At 30.7% G+C, this 17,631-nt stretch carries 13 protein-coding genes and 1 pseudogene; all 14 read left to right on the plus strand.

The window, feature by feature from the left end:
* The 14 genes and pseudogenes from ACUN28_RS10865 to ACUN28_RS10930 all read left to right on the plus strand — a co-directional run bounded on the left by ACUN28_RS10865 (position 1) and on the right by ACUN28_RS10930 (position 17,411).
* A complete protein-coding gene (locus ACUN28_RS10865) occupies positions 1 to 894 on the plus strand; it encodes a glycosyltransferase family 2 protein (RefSeq protein WP_016086728.1) in 894 nt (297 codons plus the stop codon).
* A 33-nt stretch (positions 895 to 927) separates the two neighbouring features.
* Positions 928 to 1,992: an EpsG family protein gene (locus ACUN28_RS10870; RefSeq protein ID WP_016086729.1), complete on the plus strand. Its 1,065-nt coding sequence runs from the start codon at positions 928 to 930 to the stop codon at positions 1,990 to 1,992.
* Between the two features lie 48 nt (positions 1,993 to 2,040).
* The gene (locus ACUN28_RS10875; protein WP_016086730.1) at positions 2,041 to 3,198 is read left to right on the plus strand and encodes a glycosyltransferase family 1 protein; all 1,158 of its coding nucleotides are present in this window, start codon (positions 2,041 to 2,043) and stop codon (positions 3,196 to 3,198) included.
* Positions 3,199 to 3,315: 117 nt separating this feature from the next.
* Positions 3,316 to 4,515, plus strand: coding sequence for a glycosyltransferase (locus ACUN28_RS10880; RefSeq protein ID WP_016086731.1), 1,200 nt, complete (start codon positions 3,316 to 3,318; stop codon positions 4,513 to 4,515).
* 71 nt (positions 4,516 to 4,586) lie between these two features.
* Entirely contained in the window at positions 4,587 to 5,576 is a 990-nt protein-coding gene (locus ACUN28_RS10885; RefSeq protein ID WP_016086732.1) for a polysaccharide pyruvyl transferase family protein, read from the plus strand.
* 22 nt (positions 5,577 to 5,598) lie between these two features.
* The gene (locus tag ACUN28_RS10890; RefSeq protein ID WP_016135176.1) at positions 5,599 to 6,867 is read left to right on the plus strand and encodes a hypothetical protein; all 1,269 of its coding nucleotides are present in this window, start codon (positions 5,599 to 5,601) and stop codon (positions 6,865 to 6,867) included.
* A gap of 17 nt (positions 6,868 to 6,884) precedes the next feature.
* Positions 6,885 to 8,444, plus strand: coding sequence for a lipopolysaccharide biosynthesis protein (locus ACUN28_RS10895; RefSeq protein WP_016086734.1), 1,560 nt, complete (start codon positions 6,885 to 6,887; stop codon positions 8,442 to 8,444).
* A gap of 85 nt (positions 8,445 to 8,529) precedes the next feature.
* Positions 8,530 to 9,590, plus strand: a pseudogene (locus ACUN28_RS10900) (glycosyltransferase family 2 protein).
* A 231-nt stretch (positions 9,591 to 9,821) separates the two neighbouring features.
* Positions 9,822 to 12,386 (plus strand): right-handed parallel beta-helix repeat-containing protein, encoded by a 2,565-nt coding sequence (locus ACUN28_RS10905; protein WP_016086737.1) that lies wholly within the window; start codon positions 9,822 to 9,824, stop codon positions 12,384 to 12,386.
* 206 nt (positions 12,387 to 12,592) lie between these two features.
* Positions 12,593 to 13,669 carry an acyltransferase family protein gene (locus tag ACUN28_RS10910; protein WP_016086738.1) on the plus strand — a complete coding sequence of 359 codons (1,077 nt, stop codon included), beginning with the start codon at positions 12,593 to 12,595 and terminating at the stop codon, positions 13,667 to 13,669.
* Between the two features lie 281 nt (positions 13,670 to 13,950).
* On the plus strand, positions 13,951 to 14,556 hold the full coding sequence (locus tag ACUN28_RS10915) for a sugar transferase (RefSeq protein WP_016086739.1): 606 nt from the start codon (positions 13,951 to 13,953) through the stop codon (positions 14,554 to 14,556).
* Positions 14,543 to 15,520 carry an ATP-grasp domain-containing protein gene (locus ACUN28_RS10920; RefSeq protein WP_016086740.1) on the plus strand — a complete coding sequence of 326 codons (978 nt, stop codon included), beginning with the start codon at positions 14,543 to 14,545 and terminating at the stop codon, positions 15,518 to 15,520. The genes ACUN28_RS10915 and ACUN28_RS10920 overlap by 14 nt, the downstream gene beginning before the upstream one ends.
* Before the next feature lies 1 nt (position 15,521).
* On the plus strand, positions 15,522 to 16,217 hold the full coding sequence (locus tag ACUN28_RS10925) for an HAD family hydrolase (protein WP_016086741.1): 696 nt from the start codon (positions 15,522 to 15,524) through the stop codon (positions 16,215 to 16,217).
* 30 nt (positions 16,218 to 16,247) lie between these two features.
* Positions 16,248 to 17,411, plus strand: a complete 1,164-nt coding sequence (locus tag ACUN28_RS10930) for an aminotransferase class I/II-fold pyridoxal phosphate-dependent enzyme (RefSeq protein ID WP_016086742.1) — start codon at positions 16,248 to 16,250, stop codon at positions 17,409 to 17,411.
* The last annotated feature ends 220 nt before the right edge of the window (positions 17,412 to 17,631 follow it).

The following is a 17,631-nucleotide window of genomic DNA, read 5'->3' on the forward strand; positions in this document are numbered from 1 at the left end:
TTGAAAAAGCTAACAATTTTTACCCCTACATATAATAGAGCATATTGTCTTGAGGGGTGTTATGAAAGTTTGAAGCAGCAAACATGTAAAGATTTTATATGGTTAATTATAGATGATGGGTCTGATGATTATACAAAGGAGTTAGTGCAATCTTGGATTTCTGAAGATTGCATAAGCATACGGTATTACTGGCAAGAGAATCAAGGGATGCATGGTGCTCATAATGCAGCTTACGAGATGATTGATACAGAACTTAATGTATGCATTGATTCAGATGACTCAATGCCTAGTGACGCCGTAGAGAAAATTATTTCATTTTGGGATGAAAATGGAAATGACCAAGTAAGTGGAATTATTGCTCTTGATTTATATAAAGATGGGACAGTAATTGGTTCAAAGCTACCAGTCAATCTTGACCGTTCTACACTTTTTAATCTTTACAATAAACATGGTGTAACTGGAGATAAGAAATTAGTATATCGCACAGAACTAACTAGGAAGTATCCTTATCCGGTTTTTAAAAATGAAAAGTATGTAGGTTTGGCATATAAATACTATATGTTGGATCAGAAACATGAGATGTTACTCATGAACGAAGCACTTTGTTATGTTGAATATATGCCTGATGGTTCTTCGATGAATATGCTAAGTCAGTATTGTAAAAATCCAAAAGGTTTTGCTTTTTATCGTAAGGAACTGATGAAGCTACCATTTGCAAATAGATTATTTAAATATAGACAAGCTGTACATTATGTATCAAGTAGCATTATTGCGAAGAATAAAAAATTTATAAAAGAGTCACCATGCAAAGTGCTTACCCTTTGTGCAGTTCCATTTGGAATTATTCTATATAGTTACATTACATTAAAAACAAGAATGAAAGTAAATATATAGGAATTTACTTAGGATTGATAAGAGGGAAGAATAATGACTATACTTTGGATGAATTTCTTTATAGTGTTCATACTAGCGTTTTTCGCACGGTATTTTGCTATGCCAGTAACTTCAGAAATCGTAGTGTTAAAGCCGAATCGATTATTGATTTTAATGGCGACTATTTCTCTTGTAGTAGTATCTGGTTTTAGAAATAATATTGGAGACACGTATTTTTATATGCACGCTTTTAAAGTTTCTGATTTTAATTGGGGGAATGTTCAGGATAGCCAGAATATCGGATTTAGTACTTTGCAAATGATTTTAAAAATGTATACGAATGATCCTCAAGTTCTAATTTTAATAACAGCGTTAATAACAAATATATTAATAGTAGCGGTTTTATATAAATATTCAAGAATGATTGAGTTAAGTTTATATGTATATATAGCATCGGGTATGTACTTAGTTTCAATGAATGGGGTGAGACAGTATTTAACAGCAGCTATTATTTTTGCAGCCACAAAATATATTTTAGATGGGAATTGGAAAAAATATTTTTTAATAGTTTTGTTTGCATCTACTTTTCATCAAAGCGCCCTTGTGTTGATTCCGATTTATTTTGTAATTCGAAGAAAAGCTTGGTCGGCCATAACATTTATACTTCTCTTTTTTGCAGTGCTTATTGTAATCGGGTTTAATCAATTTGCAGAAGTGCTCTTTGCAGCGATAGGGGATACACAATATGGTCACTATAAGGATTTTCAAGAAGGCGGAGCTAATATTCTTCGAGTTGCTGTGGAAGCAACTCCGCTTATCCTTGCTTATATTGGAAGACATAAATTAAGAGAGATTTTTCCGAAAAGTGATTATATCGTAAACATGGCATTATTAGGTTTAGTCTTTATGATTATTTCAACTCAAAATTGGATTTTTGCAAGGTTTTCGATTTATTTTGGATTATATCAATTAATATTAATTTCCTGGGTTGTAAAGTTATTTACTGATAAAGATCAAAAGCTTATTTATTATGCAGTTTTAGTATTTTATTTTATTTATTTTGTATATGAACATGTAATTACTTTGGGGATTATCTATAAGAGCAATTTGCTTGGATAATAAAGAATTAAATATAGGGAATTGATTGTAAGATTGGGGTAGATTTCAATGGTTAAGACTGAAAAAAACAAAAGAGTCTTGCACATTGTCAGTGCTATGAATCGGGGTGGTGCCGAAACTTTATTGATGAGTATATACAGAAAAATAGATAAACAGAAACTCCAATTTGATTTTGTATCCCATGGAAGCGGGAAGTGTGATTATGAAGATGAAATAGCAGCGTTAGGTGGGAGTGTATATAGAATACCGAGTCTAGGAAAAGTAGGGCCTCTGGTATATATTAAAGAACTTATAAAGATAATGTCTAATGGTCAATATGTGGCTGTACATGCACATACGGATTATCAAGGTGGTTTTGTAGCTGTGGCTGCAAAGATGGCTGGTATAAATAGGAGAATTTGTCATTCTCATAGTAATAATTGGCCGCAAGGATTTGGAGTCGCAGCAAGAGTTACCTTAAAAGTTCTGCAATCTATTATTAAATATGCTGGAACAGATTATTGTGCGTGTAGTATTGAAGCGGCCCGTTTTTTATTTGGTGAAAGGATGCTTAACGATAATAGGGTGCAGTTGATTAAAAACGGACTAGATATTAATCAATTTATTGATGTGGATATAGGGGATATTGACGGTGTAAGAAAAGAACTTTGTATACCGGATGCTGCGAAATTAATTGGGCATATAGGTCGTTTTTCAGAATCGAAAAACCATATTTTTATCCTACAAGTATTAAAGGAGATTTTAAAGAGGGATACGAATTTTATCGCTATTTTAGCAGGGGATGGTCCGTTAAAAGCTTCTATTGAATTGAAAGCAAAAGAACTAGGTATTTATGAAAATATTAGATTTTTAGGAGTGAGATCGGACGTTCCGGTAATTATGAATGTTTTAGATGTTTTTATCTTTCCTTCTTTATTCGAGGGGTTTGGTATTGTGACATTGGAAGCACAGTGTGCAGGCGTACCTTGTGTTGTGGCGGATACAATACCTAAAAATACTGATATGGGGTTAGGTATAATGTCGTTTGTTGGCTTAGATGAAAAAATTGAAATATGGTCTACAGAAATTTATAAAGCGCTACTAAAAGAAAGACCTGAAAAGGGAGTTATAATTAATAACATTTCAAAATTAGGTTTTGATATTAATAATAATATTCTTGATTGGTTAACTTTGTACGGAATAGAGGATAAGGAAGTTATAAGGTAATCTGGTTTATTGCTAATTTATACACTGGATTCATATGGTGATTTGTTGGCCGGAGATAGCAAAAAAAGTCATATGAAATAATAGAAATCCACAATAGATTTTGTGAGGTATTCGAGGATGAAAAAGAAAAAAATATTGATTACATCTTTTGATTTGGCAATTGGTGGGGTAGAAAGAAGTTTGATTGGTTTACTAAATACAATTGATTACAGTAGATATGATGTAGATTTAATGTTATTAAAACATGAAGGAGAATTTTTCACTTTACTACCGAAAGAACCAAATTTATTACAGGAATTACAAAAATACACTACTTTTAGAAAATCAATTAAACAGATAGTAAAAGAGGGGCATATCTCTATTGGGATAACAAGGTTGATAGGGAAAGTTATGGGTACTGTGCATGGCAGATATGTGAAAAGTGAAGAACCAGGGTACTTTGTCATTCAATATGGATGGAGAATGTCTCTTCCATTTCTTCCGAAATTGGAAGAAGAGTATGATGTTGCGATTAGTTTTTTGTGGCCACATTATTTCATAGGTAATAAAGTTCGAGCAAAAAGAAAAATTGGATGGATTCATACTGATTATTCGAATATACAGCTAAATAAAGGTATGGAATATAAAATGTGGAAAGAAATAGATGATATTGTGGCTGTCTCTGAAAGTTGTAGAGATACATTTCTTAGTAACGTTCCTTATATTAATAAAAAGGTAGAGGTTATTGAAAATATAATATCTCCCGAGTTTATATGTGAGCAATCTAATCAAGATGTTAATCATGAAATACCAGTTGGCCTTGAACGGATCAAACTTGTTACTGTTGGTAGACTTTCATATGCTAAGGGAATCGATGATGCTATATATGCCTTTCGGAAATTATTGGATCAAGGGTACGATATTGAGTGGTACATTGTTGGATATGGACCTCAAGAGACTGAACTTGAAAAAATGATAGATAAACTAGAGCTTCAAGGTAGATTCTTTCTACTAGGCAAGAAGACTAATCCATATCCGTACATAAAGGCATGTGATATATATGTACAACCATCCAGATATGAAGGGAAGGCTGTGACAGTACGTGAGGCACAGATCCTTAATAAACCAGTACTTATAACTAATTTTCCAACTGCAAAAAGCCAGTTAGAGAATGGTGTAGATGGATATATTTGTCCAATGGGTGTAGATGGGATTGTAGAGGGAATAAAAAAGCTGGTTGATGATGTCGAATTCAGAACTGAAATTGTGAATAATGTTAGTCAACGAAATTATGGTAATGAAAGAGAAGTGGAAAAGATATATAGATTAATTGAGTGATAATTGATTAATTTATAAAACTAAAAAATCTTTTATTATATGTATAAAAGATATTTGGAGGAAGTGTTTTCATGGATAATGTTTTAGTGTTAGATACGTCGGTAGGTTCTCTTAATAAGGGCGATGACATAATAATGAAGTGTGTAAAGTACCAGCTATCTGATATAACTAAAAATGCATATGTTTTAACATTACCCACCCATGTTTCACCGTTTCATTGGTATCAAGTAGCAAGAAAATCACATCGAGTACAGATTTATAGTAGTGCTAAATATAAGTTTGTAGGCGGTTCAAACTTGTTAGTGATGGATATGCTTACTCACTTTCCTCAATGGAATATTAATATGTTTAATTGTGGTCCTTTAAAAGGGAGTATTCTAGTTGGTGTTGGTGCAGGGAAAGGAAATAAGATAAATAAATATACCAAGTTGTTATATAAGAAAGTGCTATCACATGAATATATACATAGTGTTAGGGACGAAAGAACGAAAAGGTTTTTAGAAGAAATGGGGTTTAAAGCTTTAAATACAGGCTGTGCAACATTATGGTCCCTTACACCTGAGTTTTGCAAGGAAATCCCAACAAAAAAATCAGACTCAGTAGTTTTTACACTTACTCATCATTCTAAGGATTTTGTAAAGGATCAATTATTGATAGATGTACTTAATAGAAATTATAAAAACGTTTATTTTTGGATACAAGATGCGGGTGATTTTGAATATTTTAAAAAATTAAAAGATATACAAGGAATAAAAATTGTGCCACCTACTATAGAAGAATACGAAAAAATACTTAATACAGAGGTGGATTATATCGGAACGCGTTTACATGGCGGTATATTTGCAATGCGACATAAAAAACGTACAATAATTATTTCAATAGATGAAAGAGCCCAGGGGATGGGCGAGACATACAATTTAAATTTAATCGATAGAGCTGACTTTATTAATCTTGAAAAAATGATTAATTCAGAAATAATAACAGATGTTAAGGTAGATTTTGATGTGGTAAATCTATGGTTAAAACAATTCTCCAATCAACCAAAATTCTATGGTAAATGAGGCGATTTATAAGGAGGAAAAAATGAATAGTATAATTCTTGATAAAATTATCGTAAAACATAGCAGAGTTGATTACTTTTTTAGTATCAAGGGGAATTTACAAAAGTATTTTAAGACAAGTAATCATATGTTTCTTGAATACAACTATGATTTATCTGATATTCCAAATAGCATTTTAGCTATTCCATTTGTTGCAAATGTAGTCCCTCTTATATGGATTACTGATTCAACGATAGTGATAAAAGAATTAGATCAATCCTTTTATGTCTGTCTAAATAATATAAAGAATGCATATCAAAACATGTTTCCTAATGTCAAATTTATGGGTTCTATTGTTGTAGATAAAATTGTTGAAAATACTTATATTCCTAGACTAGAGGCAGCATCTTTATTTAGTGGAGGCCTTGATGCACTTACTACTTTTATAAGAATAAAGGATAAAAAGCCGTTATTGGTTACTGAATATGGATGGCATGAAGATGGTATAGAGAGCAGTAATGTGTGGGATGCAGATAAAGAGAATGTTATAAATTTTGCAAAAGATAATGGATTAGAAAACATTCTTATACAATCTAATTATGGTACTTTTATAATTGCGGGGAATGTTGATCATGACTTTAGAAATAAATTAGAAGATACATGGTGGCATGGATTACACCATGGATTAGCAATAATATCTGCAGCTATTCCTATAGCTTTCAAACTTAAGATAAAATGCATATATATTGCAAGTTCTAATTCCCCTTTATATCAAGTTACTTGTGCATCTGATCCAACAGTGGACAACGAAATAAAATATGCATCGGGTGAGGTTTTTCACGATGGATACGAACTTACTAGGCAGGATAAGGTTAAAGTAGTTGTTGATCATTATTCAACTAATAAGGAGTCGGTTAATATCAGGGTATGTTTTAAAAATGAAGAAAATTGTTGTAAATGTGAAAAATGTTTAAGAACTATTATGGGAATTATTGCTGAAGGAAAAGATCCGCGTGAATATGGATTCAATATCCCAAATAATCTTTTTCAGTACGTCAAAACATCTTTAAATAATGAGGTGAAGTTTTTTACAAATACGTTTATTGTTATGTATTGGAATCTAATTCAAGTTCGGATGAAGCAAAACTACACTTATATATTAGATAAAGATTTACTAGATTGGTTTTTAGATTATGATTTTAAAGCGCAGCGAAGAAAAGCATTACTAAAATATAGAGTAACAAAATTTTTTCCTATTTTAAAAAGAAAGATTCGTATTAAAGTAAATGCAATACTTAAACAAAACAATTAAAAATAGAAGGTATTATTATGAGGATACAAAATTCCCTAAAAAATATATTATTCGGTTTGTCTGGACAAATAATTAGTACTGGTATGGGGGTTATTGTTAGAACTGTTTTTATTTATATACTTGGCATAGAATATTTAGGTGTGGATGGACTTTTTACAAGTATATTAATTATGTTTTCGCTAGCTAATTTGGGTTTTGATACTGCTATAATTTATAGTTTATACAGGCCTTTAGCTGAAAAGGATATTTATAAAATACAGGCATTAATGAACTTATACCAAAAAGCATACAGATTAATAGGATTAATAGTTTTATTGATAGGATTAGCACTATTACCATTTCTTCCTTATATAACGAATGCTCATACTACAATTGAAAATATTAACATTATCTATCTCTTATTTTTAGTAAGTTCAGTTTCATCATATTATTTTGTGTATAAGCAATCAATTATTATCGCTGATCAACGTAATCATATTATATCTAAAATACACAGTATATTCATAATTATATCTCACTCTTTACAAGTTTTTTTATTGGTAGCTACAGGTAATTATATTATGGTGCTAATAGTTCAATTAGCATTAAGAGTAATTGAAAATATATATATTGCAAATACGGCAAATAAATTATATCCATATTTAAAAGAGAAAAATAATGCAAAACTATCCAAAGAGGATAGAAAGATATTTTTTGAAAATTTATATGCGTTATTATTATACAAAATTAGTGGTGTAGTAATTAACGGAACTGATAATATTGTTATCTCTAAATTCGTTGGAATTATTTGGGTTGGTATGTATTCGAACTATTTGTTGATTTTAAACACATTAAATACCTTGTTAGGGTATCTTTTTTATTCTATTACTGCCAGTGTCGGAAATTTAAATGTTAAAGAAGATGCAGAAAAAAAATATTTTATTTTTCGTGTGATTAATTTCGCTAATTTTTGGATATATGGATTTTGTACGGTTTGTCTTTGGAATTTAATGAATCCATTTATAACTTTATGGTTAGGTGAAAATTATGTGTTTGATAAATATATAGTTTTTGCCATAATACTAAATTTTTTTACTGCTGGAATGCAAAATGCGGCCACGACTTTTAGAGAAACCACTGGTTTATTTAAAAAAGGAAAATATAGACCTATTATAGCGGCTGTTATAAATATTATAGTTTCTATAATTCTCGCGAAACACATAGGAATTGCAGGTGTGTTTTTTGGAACCATCATCAGTAGATTGTGTACTTACTTCTGGTACGATCCTTATATTATATATAACTTAGTTTTCAAAAAATCAGTGAAATTATATTTTGCCAGATATGGTTTGTTTATAGTACTGGTGTTAGTTGCTGTTATAATAACGGATATTTTGGGCAATATCTTTAATAATTCTATGGTCATTAATATAGTAATACGTAGCGTTTTATGTTTAGTTATTCCAAATGCAATTTTCTTATTGGTTTTCAGAAAAACTAAAGAGTTTGAATATTTAATCGATATATTCAAAACACTTACCATTAAAATAATATCTAGACGATTAGCACATAAAAATTCAAGTAAGACCTATTTATGAATAAGTTTTTGAATCTCACCACTTGAAATGTTAGATAATGGAGAGAAAATAGTGAAGATGATATCTACAAAGGGAGGTGAAGTTTATGAGTCAGGTAAGTATAGTAAGACCTATTTATAATGCAGAGAAAAAACTTGATAAATGTATAAATTCTATTCTTAATCAGACATTTGAGGATTTGGAATTGATTTTGGTGAATGATGGATCCTCAGATAGTAGTTTGAATATATGTAGGAAATATGAAAGACAAGATAAAAGAATCATTGTAATGAATAAAAAAATGAGGGGAGTATTACAACTCGAAAAAAAGGCATAGAAGCTTCGAGTTCTGATTATGTCATGTTTGTAGATGCAGATGACTGGATTGACAAAAGAATGGTTGAAATATTATATAAACAATCTGTTGAAAGTTCTGCAGATATTAAAGTTTGTAATACGTATAAAGTTTTAGGTAACGGTGTGTTGATTAAGAAAAAAAATAAAAGTGAATACTTCGATAATAATAGAATTTATGATAAGGAGGAGATAAGGAAAGAATTGGTAGTGGCATACTTTTGGGGACACCCATTCCCACCTTCGTTATATGCAAAGCTATATAAAAGGGAGATACTCGAAAGTTGTGGGGAGTATTTGAATAAAATACATTTTCTGGGTGGCGATCTCTTTTATAATTTGGAAATGTTTATAAAATCAAATAGGATAACAATTATTGATCAGGCTTTATATTATTATAGGATGGGTGGACTAACAAGTAAATATATGCCGTATTTATTTGAGGATATGGTCAATGGCTATCAAATACAAAAAGAAGTTATTAATAAATATTATTTAGATACTCAACAAAAGCAATACAATGGAATTAGTATAATGTTTCTAAATACATTTAAAACATGTCTATATAATTTATTTAATAGCAACCTTGGTGAAATGCACATTAGAGAATTAATAGAAAAGTATGTTTCGAATGAAAAGGTAATAGAATGTTTGCATAACGAGGGTTCTAGGGACTACTTTTCAAAGGAATATTTAGATGCTATCGAATATAAAAATATAGTTTATTTATACGTACTAGATGAAAAAATGTATAGAAAGGGGAAAATCAAAAGGGGTATTAAAAATATTATTGCTAAGATTCCTGTAATCTAACTAATTGTGATTCGTTATGAAAATAGAAAATATTCTCCGATTTTTGGTAAGTATACTGAAAATAATGAGTTGGAGAAAATCTTTTAGGAAAGAAGAAAGGGATTATAAAAGGTCTTTCTGAATAGTGAATTTCTGTATTGATATTTATAAAGTGCAATTAATTCTACTATATCCAATCAATTTACCTTACTGAACATAATATATAGAAAAGTGAAAAAGAGGTGAAAATTGATGTGGATCAGAAAGGCGAATCTTGGAAGTTTGAGTGATTTGAATTTTGTAACCAAACCGCCTTCTAATGAAGATATTTTGACTTATGATAGTAATCAGTCAAAATGGATACCAAAATCGTTAGGGATTCTAAATTCTTCAAGTATATATACATTAGAATTAGATAGGTGGAATGTTAAGAATGATGGAACTGATGCCGTTAATACTTCTCAAGGGATTAATAATGCTTTAGTTTGGGCGTCGCAACAAGGATATACAGAAGTTGTATTACCAAAAGGTATATATTTAATTGATAAACAAAATCCTATTGAACCTCAAAGCTACCTTACACTGAATTTAAATGGTTCAATCTTAAAAATGGAAACAAATAAATTGACAGGTTATGCAATTATCAGTTTCCGTAAAAATCAGATTTATTCTAGGGTTACAAATGGTGTTATCCAAGGAGATAGAGATACGCATGATTATTCAAGTGGAGGAACACATGAGGGAGGGTATGGAATTGAAGTAGGGAGTTTTACTCCGCCTGCCGATGGGGGGAACAATATAAGGTTTCTATCTTTAGATAATCTAGATATTTTAGATTGTACAGGAGATGCCATTACACTGAACAGTACTTTTGGGCAGATTTCACCTTTTCCTACATCATTAGCAAGTTCATTTGAACAGGGAGCAATTAATGCAACAGATGGTTCATTAATAAGTAGTACAACAAAGATACGTTCCAAGTTGAAAATTAATATGACCCAAGTGGCTATTGTAAAGTATGGTTACTTCGGTTTATATGGAAATGGATTTGGAGCATTGGGCTCTGATATAAAATGCGATTATTATGATGTGATTTTTTATACTCTAAGTAATGTATTTATATCTTCAAAAATTAATGTGCAATTTTTTGATGAAGTAGAGGTTCCTAAAGGAGCAAGTTATGCTAAAATCGTTCTGCATCAAGGTAATGTGCCTGTTCCTACAAATTGCTTAATAAATGTTCGAGTGCCTTCGTTCCCTCAATATACGTATATTGAGAAATGTGATTTACATGATTGTCGTAGACAAGGAATCAGTGTATGTGGTGCAAAGAATGTATACATTCGAGATAATAATATTCATCATATTGCAGGTACTAATCCACAAAGTGGAATTGATATTGAAGATGGATATGATTTAAACCAATATATCTATATTGAAAGAAATAATTTTCATGATAATAAAAATTATAATATTATTGTTGTAAATGGGAAATTTATTTATGTATTAGATAATTCTATTATGAATACAGTATCAAATGCTTATGTTGGGGTAGCTATTAATGGTGGTGCGGATAGGGTAATAGTGGCAGGAAATAATATTCGACTAACAAAGATTGCTTTGTCAGGAGATGTTATTTTCTCTAATAATTACGTTTATGGCACACAAATAAACACGCAGGGTGCATATGCGAATAGGTCTATTAACATACTAAGTAATGTTTTTTGCAATAGTAAGATGATTATTGATACACCTTTTCCATATGTGGTTAAAGTTGATTCATGTCGTTTTTTTAACGATGCTGATAAACTAACTTCTTTGTCATCATTGTATCAATGGACTTTAGAGGTGAAAAATGAGCCACAAATAATTTCAAACTGCGTGTTTGAAGGACAAGATGTGTTGTATTTAAATTATGTAACAGCAGGAACATTTAAATCAGGATGGATATTTGAAAATACACTATTTAATAATGTTAAAAACCCAACCTTATTTGCAGGAACATACACAAATTGTTTTTTTAAGGAAATTGATTTGTTGGGTATCACAAGTAATACAAACTTTTTAGAATTAAGAGATTGTAAGTTCATTAGTAAGGATAAAAACAATACGTTTCTTACATTAAATAACCTCAAATCGTTCAAGATGATTAATTGTCATATTGAAAAACCGAATGGAACAGTCTTAAATGTTCAAAATGTATCTGATGATATAGTGCTAAGTGGAAATGTTATAAAAATTACAAATGATACTCTTCAAAGAACGATTGTTATTTTAGATGGGGAATTTGCAGGTAAGCAGGCAGTAATCCAAAATAATAATATAACTGCAATAAATTTAACGCAAGTTGGAATAGACAATAGGACAGCGAGTAATACACTTCAAGTTGTAATGCAGAATAACATGTTAAATAATGCAACAATGATGATTACAGGAAAAGAATTTTTACAAGGAAATATTGTGAACGGTGTGCTAGATCCATACTATCGAATATCAACTATCCCAACAACAGGGTATTACAGATTAGGACAAGAAGTGAGAAATTCAAATCCAATTGCAGGAGGATATATTGGTTGGATTTGTTCTAAAGCTGGATATGCAAATAATCAAACGTGGACAGCATCTAAAAGTTATGTGAAAGGAAGTAGAATTAGTTTTGGTAACCATGTATATGAAGCTTTAAATAATGGTACGTCACATACAATCTCACCCACGTTTTCTACAATTTCCAGTGGTACTATTACTGATAACGATATTGTATGGAAGGAAATTGGTCCATTGGCGGTGTTTGTAACGTTTGGTCAAATGAATGTGTGATGTGTTTAATTAATTAATATTAAAAGAGAAAGGCTACCATGTTTTCATAGGCATAGTGGCTTTTTATTTATGCTGAGTTTTTAGAACTTTAGGAAGAAGTGCCATATAACGATAGCTAAAATTAAATATATACGATTTAAATAAAATAACTGATATGGAATACATAACAAGAAACCAGCAGATATGAAAGGAGGAGATTTGATTGTATGGAAATTTCAAAAAGTGATACAAAAATGTTAAAAGGAGCAGCTATATTACTCATGTTGTTACTTCACTTGTTTGCTAGGAAAGAAGTTAACGGGATGTATGAAAACTTTTTAACAATCAACGGAACACCGCTAGTTTACTACTTAGCATTATTTGGAGATGCATGTGTACCTATATATTGTTTTATAAGTGGTTATGGTTTATATGTAATTTTTTATAAAGAGCAAAGATTAAATGTAAGTAGAAACCGTATACGTATTCTAAAATTATTAATGAACTATTGGATAGTGCTTGTTCTATTTGTTGTTGTTGGATTTTTTGCAGGTAAATCAGAGGTTTTCTCAGGTGGTATAATAAAGTTCTTTCTCAACGTCTTTGTACTGTCATCTTCATATAATGGTGCATGGTGGTTTTTACAGACATATATTATTCTTGTCTTTTTAGCGCCACTATTGACTAAATTGGTGAGGAGATATAATTCATTAAGTTTGTTACTGGTTTTTGGGATCATATATTTAGTGAGCTATATTCAACGTATAAAAAATGTTTTGGATGTTGGGCATCATACAATTTTAGGCATGTCAGTAAATGCCGTGGTATTGGTTGGTACATCTTTACTTCCATTTATTGTGGGTACTATTTTTGCGAAAGAAAAAATTTATTCAAAACTATATAATAAATTTTATTACATGCCTTATAAGAATATACTTTGTACTATAGGGATTATTATGTTAATAGTTTTACATGCTTTTTATGAATCTATGATTATCGCTCCTTTTATCGCTATTGCATTTATTAGTTTCTTTATTCTTATGAATAAGAGTAGTGTTATACAACATATATTAGCCCTTTTGGGGGAGCATTCGACAAACATATGGTTGACTCATATGTTTTTTTATATGTCAATTTTTCCAGGGCTTATATTTGCGCCTAGATATCCAATCATAATTTTTATTTGGTTGATAACGTTATGTATTGCCTCATCGTATGTAATAAATTTTATATATAAACCTATAGAGCGAATGATTGATAACAGGAGTTTTATTGCACGTAATAATCAAAGAGCGATTGGATAGCTTTTTTCATTGAAATAAATGGGACAATTGTCTATTTAATAGAAGTAGTTGTTTTATATGAAATAATAAGTGAATGGAATAAGTTAATAATTAAAAAATTACAATAAATTAAAGGGGAGCTAAATGTATAAATAAAAAAGGGAACTGAAAAATACAAGGCTTACATTTTTTTCTAAGATGTATAGTGAAATGAGATAAGTTTGTAACAAATGTCTTTTGGTTTATATATTTATCTTTGAAAACGGCATTCGTAAAAATATTAGCAAGGAGTATGATTATTAATGAAAAGACTCTTTGATATACTTATTTCTTTATTATTATTATTGTGTTTCTTTCATGTCATTCTTTTAGTAGCGGTCCTAGTTAAGTTCAAAATAGGCTCACCTATCCTATTTAAACAACAACGTCCAGGTATACATGGACATCCTTTTTATCTTTATAAGTTTCGCACGATGACTGATGCTAGAGATAGTAATGGGGAGCTGCTATCTGATCACGTTAGATTAACTAAATTTGGAAAATCCCTTAGAAAATATAGTTTAGATGAATTACCACAATTAATAAATGTACTAAAAGGTCAATTGAGTTTGGTGGGCCCTCGGCCATTATTAATGGAATATTTGCCTTTATATTCGCAAGAGCAAGCTAAAAGGCATAATGTTAGACCGGGAATCACTGGATGGGCTCAAATTAATGGAAGAAATAGTATCTCATGGGATGAGAAATTTAAATTAGATGTATGGTATGTTGAGAATCAAAATTTTCTTTTAGATTTGAAAATTTTATATCTAACTTTTAGTAAGGTTTTAAAATCGGAAGGAATAACAAATAATAAGCATGTTACTATGCCAGCTTTTAAGGGGGAAATCGAGCATGGGGGGGAATAAAATGAACATTTTGTTTACTAGTTCTGGTAGGAGGGTCACTTTAATTAAAAAATTTAAGGAGGTATTTGAACAAGTAGGAATCAAAGGGAAAATCTTTACTGCAGACTTAAAAGAAACTGCTCCTACCATTTACTTTAGCGATAAGCATTTTATTGTTCCGCGTGTAAATGAAGAAGGATATATAAATGAATTGTTAAAAATATGTAGATCTGAAATGATAAATCTAATAATTCCGTTAATTGATACAGAATTAATCCTTATGGCTAATAATTCGGAGGTTTTTGAAGGTATTGGTGTAAAAGTACTAGTTTCTAGTATGGAATTAAATAAAATTGCTAATAACAAAAAATACACATATAACTTTTTTGTCTCTAATAATATACCAACTCCTAGAGTGTATAGTGATGAAGAGATTGGAAGAAAAGAATATCAATTTCCGCTATTAATTAAACCTTATGATGGCAGTTCTAGTAAAGGTGTAACAAAAATAATGAATGAAAAGGAATTGGAATTTTTTAAGGAGTATATACCTAACGCTATGATACAAGAGTACGTTTCAGGAGAGGAATACACTATAGATGTCATGGTAGATTTCTATGGGAATATAAAAACGATCGTTCCTAGATTGCGTATAGAGACACGAGCAGGTGAGGTAAGTAAAGGTGTGACCAAGAAAGATTTTGAAATCATCCAAGCAGCAGAAACTGTAATAAAAGCTCTTCCTAATCCTATTGGGTGTATTACTTTACAATGTTTTAAAAAGGAGGATGGGCAAATTACGTTTATTGAAATAAACCCTCGTTTTGGAGGAGGAATACCACTATCAATAGAAGCAGGAGCGAATTTTCCACTTTGGACAATTAAAATGTGTCAGGGGGAAGTCTTTATAGATAAAGACTTTAATTGGAGAGGAAATTTAACAATGCTTAGATACGATGAAGCGGTTTTTATGGAGATTGTTTAATATGGTGATTCAAGCAATTATTTTTGATATGGATGATACTTTATATAAAGAGAAAGATTATGTCGTAAGTGGCTTTAAGGCAGTGGATGATTGGATTAAAGATAACTATGGAAAAATTGGTTTTTATAATATCGCAATTCAATTATTCAATTTAGGTGAAAGAAAGCTTGTGTTTAATAAAACACTTGAAAAGTTAGACATATATTATGATGAAAAATTGATTAGTAATTTGATAGAACAGTATAGGTTCCATAAACCAGATATTCAATTGTTGGATGAAGCGGATTGGGTACTAAATAATTTAGTTAATACCGTTAAAATAGGACTTATTTCGGATGGGTATTTAGTTGCTCAAGAAAGAAAAATAAATGCATTAAAGTTAAAAGAGAGGGTTCATTCAATAGTTCTCACTGATAAGCTAGGAAAAGAATGTTGGAAACCAAGCAAAATTCCTTATGAAAAAATAAGTAAGGAATTACAGGTTCCTCATGAGCAATGTGTCTATATAGGAGATAATTTAAGTAAGGATTTTATAACGGCCAAGAAATTGAAATGGTTAACGATTCATATTAATAGAGAAGATGGAATTTACCATAATCTTATAGCTGAGCAAGCTTATAAAGCACATTATACAATTGATAATTTAAGGAGATTATCTGATATATCTGTATTAAAGCATATGTTTTTAGATACATAGTATTTAAATATGTATAAAGGATGTGTTTACATGCACACAGTTCAGCATAAAAAGCGAATTTACCTATCCTCTCCGCACATGAGTGGGAATGAACAAAAATATGTCCAAAATGCATTTGATACAAACTGGGTTGCTCCTCTTGGACCAAATGTCGATGAGTTTGAACGGGAATTTGCATCTTTTGTAGGAGTTAGGGGAGGTACTGCAGTTAGTTCAGGTACTGCTGCTATTCATTTAGCTTTGCGGTTATTAGGTATTCAAAAAGGAGATACAGTATTTTGTTCTAGTTTTACTTTTGTAGCGAGTGCAAATCCGATTGTTTATTTGGGAGCTGAACCGGTATTTATTGACTCAGAACCGGAAACCTGGAATATGTCACCGAGTGCATTGTCACATGCATTATATGAAGCTAATAAAATGGGAAATTTACCTAAGGCTATCATTCTTGTTCATTTATATGGTCAGAGTGCTAAACTAGATGAAATTCTCTTACTTTGTCATCAATATAATGTTCCTATAGTTGAGGATGCAGCAGAATCTCTTGGATCTACATATAAAGGAAAAGCAAGTGGTACATTTGGAAAATTTGGTGTTTATTCATTTAATGGAAATAAAATTATTACAACTTCAGGTGGTGGAATGCTAGTTTCTAATGATGTAGAAGCATTGGAAAGAGCGAGATTTTTAGCGACACAAGCAAAGGATCCAGCTCCACATTATGAGCATAGTGAGATAGGGTATAATTATCGACTGAGTAATATTTTAGCTGGTATTGGTAGAGGACAATTAGAAGTATTAGAAGATAGGGTGAGAGCTAGAAGATTTATATATAAACGTTATTACGAAGCGCTATCTCACATGCCAGGGTTTTATTTTATGCCTGAATTAGAAAATACTCGCTCTAATCGTTGGCTTACTACATTGACAATTGATGAAAAGGAATCCGGGATCTCTATTGGGAAATTGTTGAGAATTTTAGCAGAAGAGAATATTGAAGCGCGTCCTATGTGGAAGCCACTTCATATGCAGTCGCTCTTTAAAGAGAAGCAGTATTATCCGCATAGCAAAAATGAAGATGTGTCGCAGTACCTATTTCAAAGTGGAATTTGTTTGCCTTCAGGATCTAATATGTTAGCAGAAGATCAACAAAGGGTAATTCAAAGTATTGTAAAAGCTGTAGAATGGAAGAATTAAATGAAAAGTAAGTGTTGTATACGTAACACTAATTGTTCTTTATAATGAATTTTTTTGGCGTTCAGTTTCAATTTATATAAAAAAAAAGAGGATTATAAATTTGAAAATATCTATAATATATAAGTTTGAAAGTAAATTAAAGCATGTAATTGAGAAAGTAATAAAAACAAATAATTTCGTTCTTTAAAAAGAATGATAAAGGGCTATGTTTAACGAATTT

It is taken from the genome of Bacillus sp. WC2507, assembly GCF_052656125.1.

What these genes read in the sequence shown, in the direction of transcription:
- ACUN28_RS10870 (WP_016086729.1), top strand. Translation starts at nt 928, where the DNA reads ATGACTATACTTTGGATGAATTTCTTTATAGTGTTCATACTAGCGTTT.
- ACUN28_RS10875 (WP_016086730.1), top strand. Translation starts at nt 2,041, where the DNA reads ATGGTTAAGACTGAAAAAAACAAAAGAGTCTTGCACATTGTCAGTGCT.
- ACUN28_RS10880 (WP_016086731.1), top strand. Translation starts at nt 3,316, where the DNA reads ATGAAAAAGAAAAAAATATTGATTACATCTTTTGATTTGGCAATTGGT.
- ACUN28_RS10885 (WP_016086732.1), top strand. Translation starts at nt 4,587, where the DNA reads ATGGATAATGTTTTAGTGTTAGATACGTCGGTAGGTTCTCTTAATAAG.
- ACUN28_RS10890 (WP_016135176.1), top strand. Translation starts at nt 5,599, where the DNA reads ATGAATAGTATAATTCTTGATAAAATTATCGTAAAACATAGCAGAGTT.
- ACUN28_RS10895 (WP_016086734.1), top strand. Translation starts at nt 6,885, where the DNA reads ATGAGGATACAAAATTCCCTAAAAAATATATTATTCGGTTTGTCTGGA.
- ACUN28_RS10905 (WP_016086737.1), top strand. Translation starts at nt 9,822, where the DNA reads ATGTGGATCAGAAAGGCGAATCTTGGAAGTTTGAGTGATTTGAATTTT.
- ACUN28_RS10910 (WP_016086738.1), top strand. Translation starts at nt 12,593, where the DNA reads ATGGAAATTTCAAAAAGTGATACAAAAATGTTAAAAGGAGCAGCTATA.
- ACUN28_RS10915 (WP_016086739.1), top strand. Translation starts at nt 13,951, where the DNA reads ATGAAAAGACTCTTTGATATACTTATTTCTTTATTATTATTATTGTGT.
- ACUN28_RS10920 (WP_016086740.1), top strand. Translation starts at nt 14,543, where the DNA reads ATGGGGGGGAATAAAATGAACATTTTGTTTACTAGTTCTGGTAGGAGG.
- ACUN28_RS10925 (WP_016086741.1), top strand. Translation starts at nt 15,522, where the DNA reads ATGGTGATTCAAGCAATTATTTTTGATATGGATGATACTTTATATAAA.
- ACUN28_RS10930 (WP_016086742.1), top strand. Translation starts at nt 16,248, where the DNA reads ATGCACACAGTTCAGCATAAAAAGCGAATTTACCTATCCTCTCCGCAC.